General features: G+C 71.9%; 14 protein-coding genes. 3 read left to right on the top strand and 11 right to left on the bottom strand.

Translation table 11 applies throughout. The features are described 5' to 3' along the window. Nucleotides 1–24: 24 nt before the first annotated feature. On the bottom strand, nucleotides 25–1,107 hold the full coding sequence (locus tag EOINJALH_RS29425; RefSeq protein WP_088286983.1) for an ABC transporter ATP-binding protein: 1,083 nt from the start codon (nucleotides 1,105–1,107) through the stop codon (nucleotides 25–27). A gap of 214 nt (nucleotides 1,108–1,321) precedes the next feature. On the opposite strand from EOINJALH_RS29425, the gene EOINJALH_RS29420 reads away from it, so the two are divergent. Continuing rightward, complete coding sequence (locus EOINJALH_RS29420) at nucleotides 1,322–2,746, top strand: amidase (RefSeq protein ID WP_199873506.1); 1,425 nt, start codon at nucleotides 1,322–1,324, stop codon at nucleotides 2,744–2,746. A 12-nt stretch (nucleotides 2,747–2,758) separates the two neighbouring features. Here EOINJALH_RS29420 and EOINJALH_RS29415 read toward each other — a convergent pair whose 3' ends face one another. Beyond that, nucleotides 2,759–3,484: a GntR family transcriptional regulator gene (locus EOINJALH_RS29415; protein WP_088286981.1), complete on the bottom strand. Its 726-nt coding sequence runs from the start codon at nucleotides 3,482–3,484 to the stop codon at nucleotides 2,759–2,761. 345 nt (nucleotides 3,485–3,829) lie between these two features. Between EOINJALH_RS29415 and EOINJALH_RS29410 the strand changes: the two genes are divergently transcribed. After that, the gene (locus tag EOINJALH_RS29410) at nucleotides 3,830–4,672 is read left to right on the top strand and encodes a helix-turn-helix domain-containing protein (protein WP_158219946.1); all 843 of its coding nucleotides are present in this window, start codon (nucleotides 3,830–3,832) and stop codon (nucleotides 4,670–4,672) included. Here EOINJALH_RS29410 and EOINJALH_RS29405 read toward each other — a convergent pair. The 4 genes from EOINJALH_RS29405 to EOINJALH_RS29390 all read right to left on the bottom strand — a co-directional run bounded on the left by EOINJALH_RS29405 (nucleotide 4,661) and on the right by EOINJALH_RS29390 (nucleotide 8,731). Further along, a complete protein-coding gene (locus EOINJALH_RS29405) occupies nucleotides 4,661–4,993 on the bottom strand; it encodes a DUF2834 domain-containing protein (RefSeq protein WP_088286977.1) in 333 nt (110 codons plus the stop codon). The genes EOINJALH_RS29410 and EOINJALH_RS29405 overlap by 12 nt on opposite strands. Before the next feature lie 223 nt (nucleotides 4,994–5,216). Beyond that, entirely contained in the window at nucleotides 5,217–6,413 is a 1,197-nt protein-coding gene (locus EOINJALH_RS29400) for a M20 aminoacylase family protein (RefSeq protein WP_088286975.1), read from the bottom strand. A gap of 111 nt (nucleotides 6,414–6,524) precedes the next feature. Then, complete coding sequence (locus EOINJALH_RS29395) at nucleotides 6,525–7,511, bottom strand: tripartite tricarboxylate transporter substrate binding protein (RefSeq protein ID WP_088286973.1); 987 nt, start codon at nucleotides 7,509–7,511, stop codon at nucleotides 6,525–6,527. Nucleotides 7,512–7,642: 131 nt separating this feature from the next. Beyond that, complete coding sequence (locus EOINJALH_RS29390; RefSeq protein WP_088286972.1) at nucleotides 7,643–8,731, bottom strand: tartrate dehydrogenase; 1,089 nt, start codon at nucleotides 8,729–8,731, stop codon at nucleotides 7,643–7,645. Nucleotides 8,732–8,858: 127 nt separating this feature from the next. Between EOINJALH_RS29390 and EOINJALH_RS29385 the strand changes: the two genes are divergently transcribed. Continuing rightward, nucleotides 8,859–9,785, top strand: a complete 927-nt coding sequence (locus EOINJALH_RS29385; RefSeq protein WP_088286970.1) for a LysR substrate-binding domain-containing protein — start codon at nucleotides 8,859–8,861, stop codon at nucleotides 9,783–9,785. A 91-nt stretch (nucleotides 9,786–9,876) separates the two neighbouring features. Here EOINJALH_RS29385 and EOINJALH_RS29380 read toward each other — a convergent pair whose 3' ends face one another. Genes EOINJALH_RS29380 through EOINJALH_RS29360 form a run of 5 tightly spaced genes read right to left on the bottom strand, consistent with a single transcriptional unit; the run spans nucleotide 9,877 to nucleotide 14,105 of the window. After that, nucleotides 9,877–11,199, bottom strand: coding sequence for an OmpP1/FadL family transporter (locus EOINJALH_RS29380; RefSeq protein ID WP_088286968.1), 1,323 nt, complete (start codon nucleotides 11,197–11,199; stop codon nucleotides 9,877–9,879). A gap of 40 nt (nucleotides 11,200–11,239) precedes the next feature. Then, on the bottom strand, nucleotides 11,240–11,869 hold the full coding sequence (locus EOINJALH_RS29375; RefSeq protein ID WP_088286966.1) for a Rieske 2Fe-2S domain-containing protein: 630 nt from the start codon (nucleotides 11,867–11,869) through the stop codon (nucleotides 11,240–11,242). Beyond that, nucleotides 11,866–12,705: a universal stress protein gene (locus EOINJALH_RS29370; protein ID WP_088286964.1), complete on the bottom strand. Its 840-nt coding sequence runs from the start codon at nucleotides 12,703–12,705 to the stop codon at nucleotides 11,866–11,868. Before EOINJALH_RS29370 ends, EOINJALH_RS29375 begins: the two co-directional genes overlap by 4 nt. 31 nt (nucleotides 12,706–12,736) lie before the next feature. Then, nucleotides 12,737–13,159 (bottom strand): hypothetical protein, encoded by a 423-nt coding sequence (locus tag EOINJALH_RS29365; protein WP_088286962.1) that lies wholly within the window; start codon nucleotides 13,157–13,159, stop codon nucleotides 12,737–12,739. A 10-nt stretch (nucleotides 13,160–13,169) separates the two neighbouring features. After that, a complete protein-coding gene (locus tag EOINJALH_RS29360) occupies nucleotides 13,170–14,105 on the bottom strand; it encodes a sulfite exporter TauE/SafE family protein (RefSeq protein ID WP_088286960.1) in 936 nt (311 codons plus the stop codon). Between the last annotated feature and the right edge of the window lie 167 nt (nucleotides 14,106–14,272).

Genomic DNA, 14,272 nt, shown 5'->3' with positions numbered 1-14,272 from the left:
GGGTCGGGCGGGAGCGCGGTGGATTCAGGGCGTCGCGAACACGCTGACACTGGCCGCCGACAGCGGCCTGACCCAGACCGCCGTGCCGGCCGGCCTGGGTTGCATGCCGGGTGAGCGAGGTTCGGCCAGCTTCAGGCGCTGGCCGCCGGGGGTGACCAGTTCGTGCACGATGGTGGCGCCCAGCGGCATGCCCAGTTCCACCGTGGCGGGCACGCCTTCGCCGGCCGCGCAGAGCTGCAGGTTCTCCGGCCTCACGCAGGCGACCACGCCAGCACCGAGCGGCAGCGACTGGGCCGGCGCGCGAGTGGCGAGCGCGCTGCCGTCGTCCAGGCGCACACAGGCCTGCGCCGTGTCCTGGGATTCCAGCGTGCCGGCAAAGACGTTGGCCGTGCCGACGAACTGGTTGACGAAGTACGTGGCCGGTGCGTCGTACACCGCCGACGGCGGCGCAAACTGCTCGAGCCGGCCGTGGCTGAGCACGGCCACGCGGTCGGCCATGCCCAGGGCTTCTTCCTGGTCGTGGGTGACGATGATGGCAGTGGTGCCTGCCGCGCGCTGGATGCGCTTGATCTCGATCTGCATGTCCAGGCGCAGGCTCTTGTCGAGCGCCGAGAACGGCTCGTCGAGCAGCAGCACGCGAGGCTCGATGGCCAGGGCGCGGGCCAGCGCCACCCGCTGCTGCTGGCCGCCGGACAACTGCCGGGTGAGCCGGTCGGCCAGGTGACCGAGCTTCACGAGGTCGAGCATCTCGGCCGTGCGCCGGGCGGCCGCGGCGCGGTCGGTGCCACGCGCCGCCAGGCCGTAGCCCACGTTCTCGGCCACCGTCATGTGCGGGAACAGGGCGTAGTTCTGGAACACGATGCCGATGTTGCGGCGGTTGGGCGGCAAGGCATCGATGCGCTTGCCGCCCACCGTCACCTGGCCCGAGGTCTGCGCGATGAAGCCGGCAATGATGCGCAGCAGCGTGGTCTTGCCGCAGCCGCTGGGGCCGAGCAGGGCCACCAGTTCGCCGGCCTCGATGTCGAGCGACACATGGTCGACCGCCAGCGAAGCGCCGTAGCGGTGGACGATGTTCTCGAGCGTCAGGCTTTGACCGGCGGCTGTCATGTCGGGCTGTCAAGCAACTGGTGTGCCATCTTTGTATCCAAAGCGATTGCGATCTGCGTACACCTCGGCGAGGGTCTTCACGGGCTGGCAGGAATCAAGCTTGCAAGGGACCTGGCTCCGGCCCCTTCATGCACAACAGTGAATTGCGGCCGCACCAGATTGGATACAAAAATATCAACTTTGGTGCTCAATCCAGCCCAACGGGAGACAAGCCATGTCGCAAGAGATCCACCGGCAAAGCGCCCGCTCGCTGGCGGCGCAGGTGCAGGCGCGCGAGCGGTCGGCGGTGGAGGTGGCGCAAGCCATGTGCCAGCGTGTGGTGCGGCTGGAGCCGCTGCTCAACGCCTTCGCCGATTTCGACCCGGCGGTGCCGCTGGCGGCCGCGGCCGAGGTCGATCGTCGCCTGGCCGCGGGCCAGGTGCTGCCGCTGGCCGGCGTGCCCTTCACGGTGAAGGACAACCTCTGGCTGGCCGGTCGCCCGGCCACCTTCGGCTCGCGCCGCTTTGCCGATTTCGTCGCCCCGCGCGACTCGTGGTGCGTGGCGCGGCTGCGCGCCCTGGGCGCCGTGCCGCTGGGCATGACGAACTGCTCCGAGTTCGCCTGCAAGGGCATCACCGCGACACCGCTGCACGGCGAAACCCGCAATCCCTGGGACCTGGGACGCACGCCGGGCGGGTCGTCGGGCGGTGCGGTGGCGGCGGTGGCGGCGGGCCTGGGGCCGCTGGCGCTGGCCACCGACGCCGGCGGCTCCACCCGCCGCCCGGCGGCCCACACCGGGCTGGTCGGCATGAAGCCCACGCTGGGTCGCGTGCCCAACCCCTGGGGTTTCGACGACCCGAACCACCTGTTGTCGGTGGTCGGCCAGATCGGCCGCGATGTCGAGGACGTGGCCTGGATGCTGGACCTGCTGACGGCCTGGGAACCCGCCGACCCGTTGTCGAGCCCGGTGTTCGGGCAGCCCGACGCGATGGCGCAGCTGCGGCAGCCGCTGCCGGTCGGCCGGCTGGCGTGGTCGCCTCGGCTCGGCTGTGGCCTGGCGGTCGACGCCGACGTGCGCGACACGCTCGAGCGCGCGGCGCAGCGCCTTCAGGCGGCCGGCTGGTCGATCGAGGAGGCCGATCCGGTCTGGCCGGCGCAGGCGCGGGAGTACCCGCTGATCGCGCTCCAGCAGGCCAGCCTGGCGCAGCTCTTCGGCGAGGCCTGGCGGCGCGAGCCGGGGATGTTCGATCCGGACATCGGCGCACAGATCGAGCTGGGCCTGCAGATCAGCGGGCCGCGCATCGCCGAGCTGTTGCGCCTGCGCGAGCAGCTGCACGCCAGCTTCACCGCCTTGTTCACGCGCTTCGACGCGTTGCTGTGCCCGGTCTCGCCGGTCGAGGCCTGGCCGCTGGGCAGCCTGGGCCCGGCCGAGATCGGCGGCCTGCCCGCCGGCCCGCGTGGGCATGCGGCATTCACGCCGCTGTTCAACTACGGCTCGGTGCCTGCCGTGTCCTTGCCCTGCGGCACCGGTCGCCATGGCCTGCCGGTGGGCCTGCAGATCGCCGGGCCGCGCTTTGCCGATGCACGCGTGCTGCAACTGGCCTGGCACGCCGAGCAGGTGCTGGGCCGGTCTGCGCCCTCGCCGCTGTTGCTGGGCTGATGCACGGCGGCGTCAGCCCAGCAGCAGTTCGGCCAGGTCGACCTCGGGCTCTTCGCCGGAACGGTCGAGGTCGAGCGCGCGCTCGATGTGCAGCAGGTGCTCGGTCATCAAGGCGGCGGCCCCCGCCACGTCGCGGGCCTCGATGGCATCGATCAGCCGCGCGTGCTCGTCGTTGGGGCAGGCCGCCGCGGTCGGCGCCTCGAAGCTGAGGATCGCCAGGCAGGTCAGCGGGGTCAGCTCTCGCATCATGCGCAGGTAGATGCTGCTGCCCGACAGCTCGGCCAGCAGCACATGGAACTCGCCCGACAGCCGCACGGCGCTGCGGCGATCGCCGTTGCGATGCGCCTGCTGCTCGCGATGAACCAGCTGACGCAGGCGCTTGATGGCGTCCCGGGGCTCGCCGGTGCCCAGCCGCTCGATCAGGCGCGCCACCACGCCCGGCTCCAGCGTGCGCCGCACGTCCAGCACGTCGTGCGCCTGGGCGGCCGTCGGCTTGGCCACGAACGCACCGCGGTTGGGCACCAGCGTGACGAGCTGCTCCACCGCGAGGCGTTGCAGCACGCCGCGCACCTGCGTGCGGCTGACGGAGAACAGCTCGGCGATGCGCTCCTCGGTCAGCTTGGTGCCGGGCTGCAGGCGGTGCTCCACGATGGCGTTGTAGATGCGACCGTGGATGTCCTCCTTGGTGGCCGGCTCGGCGATGGGGCGGGGCCCGGAAGATCTGGAAGTGGCGGCCATGGACGATGGGTGATGGGACGGCGGTGCGACGCATGCAATTGTGCGGCCAGCCGGGCACATGGCCCCTGCGACTTGGATGCGATCCGTCGACGCATCGCATCCAATGGGGCACGGCGGCATGCCGGTCGTGCGTCGTCGCCCCGGGGCTGCCGCAGATCGCGGAGGGCGCCACTTTCGTGCCCGCAACTGGCCGCCACGGCCGCCCGGCTGAACTGGAGCGGCCGCCGGGCGGGCAGGAGGATGGCGAGCCAGCGGCACATGAAACGAATCTGGCCGTTGCAGCGCGTTGCGCACCCCCTGGCCCGGGCGCAGTGGCGGCACGCGGGCGCGGCGGACAATGGCCGCATGTTCCAGGTCTTTCGGGCGCCTGCCGACCTGTCGCACTGGGTCGACGGGGCCGTGGTCATCCGCCTGGGACCCACCCCCGGGGTGTCGTGCTTTCCCGCGGTGCCGCACGCCATGCTCACCTTGCGCCTGGCCCGGCCGGCCGGGGCGCCCTGGGCGCTGTGCCCGCCCATCACCTTCCACACGCTCAGCACCGAACCCATGGTGCACGCGCATGTCGGCGACACCGTGGCGATGGGTTTGCTGGTGCGCCCCGAGGCTGCAGCGTGCCTGCTGGGCGCGGCCACCGGTGCGGTCGTCAACCAGGTCTTGGCCTGGCACACCCTGTCGGGGGCGGCCGAAGCGGCCCGTCTCGACGACGCGGTGGAGGGCGCACGCACCGACATCGCACGGCTCCGTGCCCTGGCGGACAGCTTCCGCCGCACCATGGCGGCCGTGTCGCGGGGGCGCGACGCGGCCTGCGCGCGCCTGTGCGCCGCCGTCGGCGACCGTGGCGCACAGGCCGGTGACGACCTGGGGCTCGGCCGCCGACAGCTGGAACGGCGCTGCCAGGCGGTCCTGGGCCTGGGGCCGAAGCAGTTCCAGCGCCTGGTGCGGTTCCACCGCGTGCTGTCGATGGCGGTGGCGGGCGGTGCCCTGCCAGGGGCGGCGCTGGCGCACGACACGGGCTTCTTCGACCAGTCGCACCTGGCCCGCGAGGTGCGGGCGCTGGCCGGTGCGCCCCTGGGCCGCCTGCTCGAGGGGGCGCGGCCCGATGCCGCGTGGTGGCCCTTGGCCACACGCCTCGGTCGTTCGACCGGTCTGGTGCTGCCCGCTGGGCGCGGCGGGCCGTCAGGGGGCTGAGCGTTGCGCGCCGAGGCGCCACCACAGGTAGCCTGGCAGTGCGAAAGACAGGCCGAGCAGGAAGGCCGCCGCTACCGCCCACCAGCGCAGGCGCCCAGCCGCTTGGTCCACCGCCACGCCGACGCTGAACGCCACCGCGGCCAGGTAAACGTCGAGCGTGATGGCGGTGGTCAGCGCATTGGCAAAGGCGTCGCGGAAGAAGACCTGGGGCAAGACGCTGCCACCGCCGGCAAAGTACTGCAGGTTGTGGTGCCACGGCACCAGCAGGCCGATGACGGCCAGGACGAACAGGAGGCGCTTGGCTTGTCGGTTCGAGGTCATGGCGCAGCAGGCTAGCGGCCCAACGCCCTGGTGGATAGGAAAAACGCGTCATCCAGGGCGATGACGGGGACAGGCGCGGCCCCGCCGCAGCCCGGTCATCGGGCCATCGGCCTTGCCGGCACCGGCCCCTGCAGGGTTCGAGCGCGGTGGCCTGGGTGCGATCGTCCGGGGTGGGTGGCTGCCCACGCGGGTGGGTCGTCGGATGCCGAGGGCCGCGTCGACTTCAGGCGGGTTCGGTGCGAGCAGGCGATGCCGCAGCCAGGCGCGTTTCCACCGCGCGCGCAAAGAAGGCCGCGCCGAGCGGCAGCGCGCGGTCGTTGAAGTCGTAGGCCGGGTTGTGCACCTCGCAGGCGCCGGCGCCTTCACCGTTGCCGATGTTGAGGTAGCAGCCGGGCACCTGCTCGAGCATGAAGGAGAAATCCTCCGAGGCCATCACCAGCGGCGGCTGGCGATCGACCTTGTCCGCGCCCACGAGCTCGGCGCAGATCTGCGCGGCGAAGTCGGCCTCGGCGGGATCGTTCACGGTGGGGGCGAAGAGCACGCGGAAGTCGAGCTCGGCCGTGGCCCCGAAGGCTGCCGCGGTGCTCTCGGCGACGCGGCGCATGGCCGCCTCCACCAACTGCATCACCTCGCGCGAGAAGGCGCGCACGGTGCCGCCGAGCTCGGCCGTCTGCGGGATCACGTTGTAGGCATCGCCGGCGTGCAGGCGCGTCACCGAGAGCACGGCCGTGTCCACCGGCGCCACGTTGCGCGAGACGATGCTCTGCAGCGTCACCGCGATCTGCGCCGCGGCCAGCGCGGCGTCGATGCCGGTCTCGGGCCGCGCGCCATGCGCGCCCTTGCCGGTGACGCGGATGTCGAAGAAGGCGCCACCGGCCATCATCGGCCCCGAACGCACCGCGAAGCGGCCGACGTCCAGGCTGGGCCGGTTGTGCATGCCGAAGACGGCCTCGCACGGGAAGCGCTGGAAGAGCCCGTCGTCGATCATCGCCTTCGCGCCGCCCAGGCCCTCTTCGGCGGGCTGGAAGATGAAGTTCACGACGCCGTCGAAGCGCCGCGTGGCCGCGAGGTAGCGCGCGGCGCCCAGCAGCATCGCGGTGTGGCCATCGTGGCCGCAGGCGTGCATCACGCCCTTGTGTACCGAGCAGTGCGCGAAGCGGTTCACCTCCAGGATGGGCAGCGCGTCCATGTCGGCGCGCAGGCCGATGGCCCGGCGCCCGGTGCCTGCCCGCAGCACGCCCACCACCCCGGTGCGCCCGACGCCGCGGTGCACCTCGTCGAAACCGAAGGCCTCGAGCTTGGCCGCCACCAGGTCGGCGGTGCGGTTCTCCTCGAAGCCGAGTTCCGGGTGGGCATGGATGTCCTGCCGCCAGGCGGTCATCTCGGCGTGCAGGGGGGCGAGCAGTTCGGCGGTGGACATGGCAGGTCCTGGTGAGGGGGCAGGGCTGCATCGTATCGGCTGCCGGGCCGGGGCGGCCATCCGGCGCGACCGTGGCGGCGCGGGTAGGCGCCGCGCCGCACGCGCCACGTGCTACTCGATCGTCACCTTCGCCGCCTTGACCAGCCTGCCGAACTTCTCGGTCTCGCTCCGGATCTGCGCGGCCATCTGTTCCGCGCTGTTGCCGATCGGCTCGGCGCCGATCTCGGCCATGCGCTGGCGGAACTCGGGCGACTGGATGACCTTGACCATCTCGGTGTTCAGGCGGCTCAGGATGTCCCGGGGCGTGGCGGCCGGCGCGAGCACGCCGAACCAGGTGCCGATGTCGAAGCCCTTCAGCCCGGCCTCGTCGAGGGTCGGCACGTCGGGCAGGGCCGACGAGCGCCGGGCCGTGGTGACGGCCAGCGCCCGCAGCTTGCCCGCCCTGATGTGCTGCAGCACCGGTGTCACGGTGTCGAACGACATCGTGATCTGACCGCCGAGCAGGTCGGTCGCCAGGGGCCCGCTGCCCTTGTACGGGATGTGGCTGAAGTCGGTGCCCGTCATGTTCTCGAACTGCGTGCCGATCAGGTGCTGCGCCGTGCCGTTGCCGTTGGAACCGTAGTTGTGCCTGCCGGGCTGCGACTTCAGCAGGGCGACCAGTTCGGCGACGGTCCTGGCGGGCGTGCCGGCATTCACGACCAGCACGTTGGGCACCAGCGCGATCTGGGTGATCGGCGCCAGGTCCTTCTGGAAGTCGTAGGGCAGCTTTTTGTAGACGCTGGAGGCGATGGTGTGGTGCACGGCACCGACCAGCAGCGTGTGGCCGTCGGGCCGGGCCTTGGCCACGAAGTCGGCGCCGAGCGTGGCGCCGGCGCCTGGCTTGCTCTCGACGATCACGGTCTGGCCGAGGCTCACCGTCAGCTTCTCGGCCAGCGCGCGCGCCAGCACGTCGGTGGTGCCACCAGCCGGGAACGGCACGATCAGGCTGATCGGCTTGGTCGGCCAGGCCTGGGCCCCGGCGTTGCCGGCGGCCAGGGCCGTGGCCAGTGCGATCGCGCCGAGCAGGTGGCGGCGCCGGAGGCGGTGGGTTGGGTTCATGCGGTTCTCCGGTAGAGGGCGATGGGCTTCGACGCGCAGGGCACGGCCAGCCCGGCGGCCTGCGCGAGGCCGGCCGGGATGCTTGCCTTCAGCAGGCGATCAGGCGATCAGGTGGTCAGGCGGCCTGGCGATCAGGCGGCCGGGTGCCGTGCGCTGGCGGCCAGCAGCTCGCACACCGCCTGCGTCACCTGCACCGTCGTGGCCGTGCCGCCGAGGTCGCCGGTGTGCAGCCGCGGGTCGGCGGTGACCTGCTCGATGGCATCCATCACCTGCCGGGCGGCTTCGGCCTCGCCAAGGTGCTCGAGCAGCATCACCACGGACCAGAAGGTGCCCACGGGGTTCGCGAGGCCCTTGCCCATGATGTCGAAGGCCGAGCCGTGGATCGGCTCGAACATGCTCGGGTAGCGCCGCTCCGGATCGATGTTGCCGGTGGGTGCGATGCCCAGGCTGCCGGCCAGCGCGGCGGCCAGGTCGCTCAGGATGTCGGCGTGCAGGTTGGTGGCGACGATCGTGTCCAGCGTGGCCGGGCGGTTGACCATGCGGGCGGTGGCGGCGTCGACCAGTTCCTTGTCCCAGCCGACGTCAGGGAACTCCTTCGACACCTGCAGCGCGATCTCGTCCCACATCACCATCGCATGGCGCTGGGCGTTGCTCTTGGTGACGACGGTGAGTCGCTTGCGTGGCCGCGACGCGGCCAGCCTGAAGGCGAAGCGCATGATGCGTTCGACGCCGGCGCGGGTCATGATCGACACGTCGGTGGCGGCCTCGATCGGGTGGCCCTGGTGCACGCGGCCGCCGACGCCGGAGTACTCGCCCTCGGAGTTCTCGCGCACGATGACCCAGTTCAGGTCGTCGGGCTGGCAGCGCTTCAGCGGCGCGTCGATGCCGGGCAGGATGCGCGTCGGGCGCACGTTGGCGTATTGGTCGAAGCCCTGGCAGATCTTCAGGCGCAGGCCCCACAGCGTGACGTGGTCGGGGATGTGCGGGTCGCCGGCCGAGCCGAACAGGATCGCGTCCTTGTGGCGCAGCGCGTCCAGGCCGTCGGCCGGCATCATCTCGCCGTGCGCGCGGTACCAGTCGCCGCCCCAGCCGAAGTTCTCGAACTCGAAGCGGAAGCGGTTGCTCGCCCGGGCCAGCGCCTCCAGCACCTGCTGGCCGGCGGGCACCACCTCCTTGCCGATGCCGTCACCGGGGATGGTGGCGATGGAATAGGTCTTCATGGCGGGTCTCCTGGGGCCTGTGCGTGGACGGTGACCCGACTGTAGGAAATGGACAGCCCCGGCGCTCGCCGATAAAGTGAATCCATTGTTCACCTGGATTTCACAATCGAGCCCGAGCGGAGCACCGATGACACTTGGCATCCAACCGGCCGACCTGGGCTTCTTCTCGGCGCTGGCCGGCGCCGGCAGCCTGAGCGCCGCGGCGCGCGAGCTGGGCATCACCACCCCCGCCGTCAGCAAGCGGCTGGCGCTGATGGAGGCGCGCGTCGGCCTGTCGCTGGTGAACCGCACCACCCGGCGCATGAGCTTGACGCCCGAGGGCGAGCTGGTGCTGCAGCACGCGCGCCGCATCCTGGGCGAGATCGACGACATCGCGCAGCTGCTGGGCGCGTCCAAGGCCACGCCGCAGGGCCTGCTGCGGGTGAACGCCACCCTGGGCTTCGGCCGCAGCCACGTGGCGCCGCTGATCTCGCGCTTCGTGCGCCAGCACCCGCAGGTGCAGGCGCAGTTGCAGCTGTCGGTCAACCCACCGCCGCTGACCGACGACTCGTTCGATGTCTGCATCCGCTTCGGCGCGCCGCCGGACGCCCGGGTCATCGCCAGGCACATCGCGCCGAACCGCCGCCTGCTGTGCGCGGCACCGGCCTACCTGGCCAGGCACGGCACGCCCAAGGTGCCGAACGACCTGACCCGCCACAACTGCATCGGCATCCGGCAGGGCGAAGAGGCCTACGGGGTGTGGCGGTTGACCAGCGGCCGCGGCAAGGGCGCGACGACCGAGGCCGTCAAGACCCGGGGCAACCTGACCACGAACGACGGCGAGATCGCGGTGCGCTGGGCCCTCGACGGCCACGGCATCCTGATGCGCGCCGAATGGGACATCGAACGCCACCTGAAGAGCGGCCGGTTGGTGCAGGTGCTGCCGCAGTGCCACACGCCGGATGCCGACATCCATGCCGTCTATCCGCAGCGGCACCAGCTGGCGGCCCGGGTGCGGGCCTTCGTCGACTTCGTGGCGCTGGCGCTCGGCCGGCAGGCCGTGGCCGCGCCCTGACGCGGGCGGTGCGGCCGGCGATGGCCCGCCCGCGCGGCCGGCCGGTGCATCGATGGGGCGCCCGGCACCCCACCGACCGGCCGGCGCCGCGTCAGAACCGCTGCGTGTACATCAGCTGCACGTTGGTCTGCTTGTGCGTGACGACCACGCCCTGGCCGTTGGTCACGGTGCTGGTGGGTGCCACCGTGAGCGAGCCGTTGAACTCGGCCGTGGGCGAGAACCGGTAGCCCGCGCCCAGCGTGTAGTGCTTCTCCACCGTGGCCGGGAACAGCGGGTTGACCAGCGCCGCGGGGATCGGGTTGTCGGCCAGGTTGACGCCGGCGCGCAGCGTGAGCTGGCCGTTCATCGCCCAGGCCAGGCCCAGGTTGGTGACGGTCTGGTCCTCCCAGCGCTGCGGCAGCGCGAAGCTCACCGAGCCGCCCATGCCGGCGCTGTCGTAGCGCAGGCGGAAGTCCTTCATCACGCCGGACCAGTCGATGCGCTTCACGTCGGCCGCCAGCAGCAGCGACGGCGTGGCCTGCCAGGCCGCGCCGATGGCGGTGGTGGTCGGCCACTGGAAGTCGATCACCGTGATGCGGCCGGTGTCGGCGAAGCCGCCGGCCGCGCTCATGGTGGCGCCGGTGGACGAGGTCTTCATGTCCTTGAGCGCTGACTTCAGCTGGTAGGACGCACCCACCGTCCACGCCGCATCGGGCTTGTACACCGCGCCCAGCTTGCCGGCCCAGCCGGTGGACGAGGCCGCACCGGAGAAGTCGCTGGAGTTCGAGAAGTCGATGCGCGCCCACGGTGCGCCGGCCAGCGCCGGCATGGCCTGGCCCAGGTTGCCCGACACTCCGGTGACCAGGCCGCCCAGTTGCGCGCCGCTGGCCGCCATGCGCATGTCCAGGCCCGCCCACATGAAATCGAGCGTGGCGCCGATGGCGAACTGTGGCGTCACCTGCCAGGCCACCGGCAACAGGACGCGGCCCACGCCCAGTTCAGAGCGCGTGTGCAGGCCCGAGCCGGCACCCATGAAGGTGTTGGGCTCGTAGTCGGTGCCCATGCCGCCCTGCGCGAAGACACCGATGCCGAACGTCAGCGCCCCGGTGCGGCGGGCGTAGCCGAAGGCCGGCATCACGTAGGCCGTGCCCTGCGAGTCGGCCGTGCCGAAGCCGGGCAGGGTGCTGGCCACCTTGGGACCGAGCAGGCCCAGCGCGGCGTCGAGGCGTGCGCCAGGGGCCATCAGCGCCAGCGTGGCCGGGTTCTGCGCCATGGCCGCGGTGCCGTGCTCGATGGCCTGCGAGGCGCCCCCCATGCCGGTGGAAATGGGGCCGTAGCCTTCCATGTTCATGCCGTTGGTGGCGTGCACCTGCGTGGCCGCACACAGCAACAGTGGCAGCGGGGCGAGGCGAAGCGAGAAGCGTTGGGGGGTCATGTGGTGGTCTCCATCGTTGTGCGGATCGGGATTCGTGGGCTCACCAGTGCGCGAGCAGGCGGCCGTCGGCCACCTTGCTGGGCCAGCGCTTGAGCGGGCTGTTGCCGGTGCGGATGCATTCGCCGCTGTGCGCGTCGAAGGCCCAGCCGTGCTTCGGGCAGGTGAGGGTGGTGCCCTCCAGGGCCAGGTGCGGGATGTCGGTGCTCTGGTGCGGGCAGCGGCTGTCGTAGACCTGCCAGGTGCGCGCGGCCTCGCGGTAGACGAACAGGCCGCGGCCGTCGCAGTCCGTGCGCCGGATCTCGCCGACCTTGAGGTCGCGGGTGGCCATCACGTCGTGCCAGTCGCCCTTGGCGCCGAGCGCGCCGGGCTGGAACTCCGGCAGGTCCATCGCCAGGATGATGTCCACCGCCCACACGATCTTGGCCAGGCCGAGGGTGGGGAAGGCCATCAGCAGCGCGTCCAGCACCTCCATCGGCGAGCAGCCCTCGCGCAGCGCGCGGCCCAGGTACTGGCGGAAGCCGCGCTCGGTCTGCGCGTCCACCTTGGTGATCACCGAGATCAGGTTGCGCGTCTTCGGGTCGAGGTGCTTGCCGCAGTCCTTGAGGAAGGCGAAGTAGTGGCCCACCGCGTCGGGGCGGGCCTTCAGCAGGTAGTTGAGTGCGTCGCTCATGATGATGTCCCTGATGGCATGGATGGGGATACGGGTGCCGGTGCAATGGCCACCAGCACCGGGCAGGCCGACAGGCCGATCACTTTCTGCGCCACGCCGCCAACCCAGGCGCGGGCGAAGCCGCCGTCGCCGTGGCGGCCGACGACCACGAGGTCTGCGCCCAAGCGCGCGGCGGTGTCGGTGAGCACGGCGTGGGCCCTGCCGCGCAGGCACAGCGCGCGCGCCTGCGGTACGCGGCGGTGCACCTGCACCAGCGCCTCGTCCAGCGCCTGGCGCGCCCGCGTCTCGTCGGCGCCGTCGGTCACGGCCACCAGCGTCAGCGGCATCGCACATTCGGCGGCCACGGCGCTGCCCTGCAGCAGTGCGGCGGCATCGGGGGCCGTCGGGTCCACCGCCACCATGACGTGGCGCGACCACATGGCCGATTCGCGCGGCACCACCAACACGCTGCACGGCGCCTGCGCCAGCACCTGGCCGACCATCTCGCCGACCAGCAGATTGGCCAGGCGGCCGAGCCGTCCCCGGCGGCGGATGACGATCAGGTCGGCCTGGCACTCGATCGCCTCGTCGACGATCTCGCGGAACAGGGCCGGGCCTCGGCGCACCACAGGCCGCCAGTCGACGCCGGCGGCGGCGGCCTCGGCCGCCAGGCCGGCCAGCCGGGTGGCTGCGGCGGCCTCGGCGCGCGCGGCCAGTTGCGGTGCCACGGCTTCGTATTCCGGGTTGCTCAGCAAGGGCAGCACACCGGCCAGCGGCAGGCCGCAGCGGCTGGCCATGGCCAACGCGATGCGTTCGCTGCCGGCATCGTGCTCGCTGCGCTCGGTGGCCAGCAACACGCGGCGGAACGGGGTGGTCGGCGAGGCGATGTCAGTGCCCCCCGGCCAGCCAGCCCGACGCGGCCAGCATCACCACGGCCACCTCGGCCAGGCAGATGGCCACGTAGGCCTTGTCGCCCCGCGCTGCGTACAAGGGCAGCAGCGCCAGCAGGCAGGCCACCGAGCAGCCCGACAGCACGGCGATGCCGGCCATCCCCAGGATGTCGCCGCGGTGCAGCAGGGCCAGCCAGCCCCAGCCGGTGGGGGTGTTCGTCTCGGCGAGGAACTGGCCCACCGGCAACGACCACAGCTGCGGCAGCCGGTCCACCGGCACGTGCGGTGGCAGCACGCCGCTGACATAGGCCGCGAAGCCCAGCACCAGCATGGCCAGGCCCAGGCGCGTGCCCCAGTCCAGCCACAGGGCATAGCGCGATTGTTCGGCAGGCTGCATGCTGCGGTCGGCCGGTGCCTTCATGGGCCTTGCCTCACAGCCACACCCCGGTGCCCTTGAGCAGCGCGCGCAGCCCGGCGAACAGCAGCACGCCGATGACCATGCGGCGGATCACCGAGCCCTTCAGCACGTCGAGCAGCCGCGCACCGATGCGCGCGCCCAGCATCATGCCCACCACCGAGGGCACGGCGATCATCGGCAGCACCGCGCCCTTGTTGATGTAGACCCAGGCCGCCGATGAATCGACCAGCGACAGCACCAGCCCCGAGGTGCCGGCCGAGACCTTCAGCGGCGCACCCATCAGCAGGTTGAGGGCCGGCACGTTGGCCCAGCCCGCACCGATGCCGAACATGCCGGCCAGCACGCCGATGGCCAGGAAGGTGAGCAAGCCCGGCAGCGTGCGGTGCACCTGCCAGTGCACGATGCGGCGCGAGGCGCCGTCGATGAACACGCCGTTGAGCGCCAGCGCCTGGGCCAGCGCGTCGGGGCGGTCCACCTGCGGGAACTCGGATTTCTTCGACACCGCCATCAGCACCACGATGCCCAGCACGACGGCGCCCAGCAGCGTCTGCACCACGTGGGCCGGCATCGCCAGGCCGAGCAGGGCCCCACCGATCGACGAGGCCGAGGCCAGCACCGCCAGCGGCAGCGCCAGCCGCAGGCTGCCGAGGCCGCCGCGCAGCAGCGTGGGCCCGGCCGACAGCGCACTGGCCAGCGCCACCAGCAGGCCGGCGCCGCGCACGAAGTCGAGGTGGAAGGGAAAGAAGCTGCCGACGATGGGCACGAACAGCGTGCCGCCGCCGATGCCGGCGGGCACCGCCACGATGCCCATCAGGAAGCAGGCCACGAACAGGCCCAATGGCCACACCCACCACGGCGGGCCGTCGCCGAGCGCTGGCCCGGCGGCCTGCGCCGACGCCGCGATCAGCGCCAGGCCGAGCCCGAGAACCGTGGCATGCCATCGGCGCATCAGCGGGGCGCCCGTCGGTTCGGGGCATGGAGGTGCGGCGTGGCGGGCGGCATCGTGGATCGTCTCGGGGAGGTGGTCCGTGCGGCCGCCGTGCTGGCGAGTGGACCGCTTGCATGGTCTGCATTAGGCGCAGCCGCCGAGGCCAGCGTCCATTCCCGTGACGGGTG

Origin of the sequence: Ideonella sp. A 288, assembly GCF_002198735.1 — a bacterium.
Taxonomy (GTDB): domain Bacteria; phylum Pseudomonadota; class Gammaproteobacteria; order Burkholderiales; family Burkholderiaceae_C; genus Pseudaquabacterium.
This window is presented reverse-complemented; position numbering and strand designations above follow the sequence as displayed.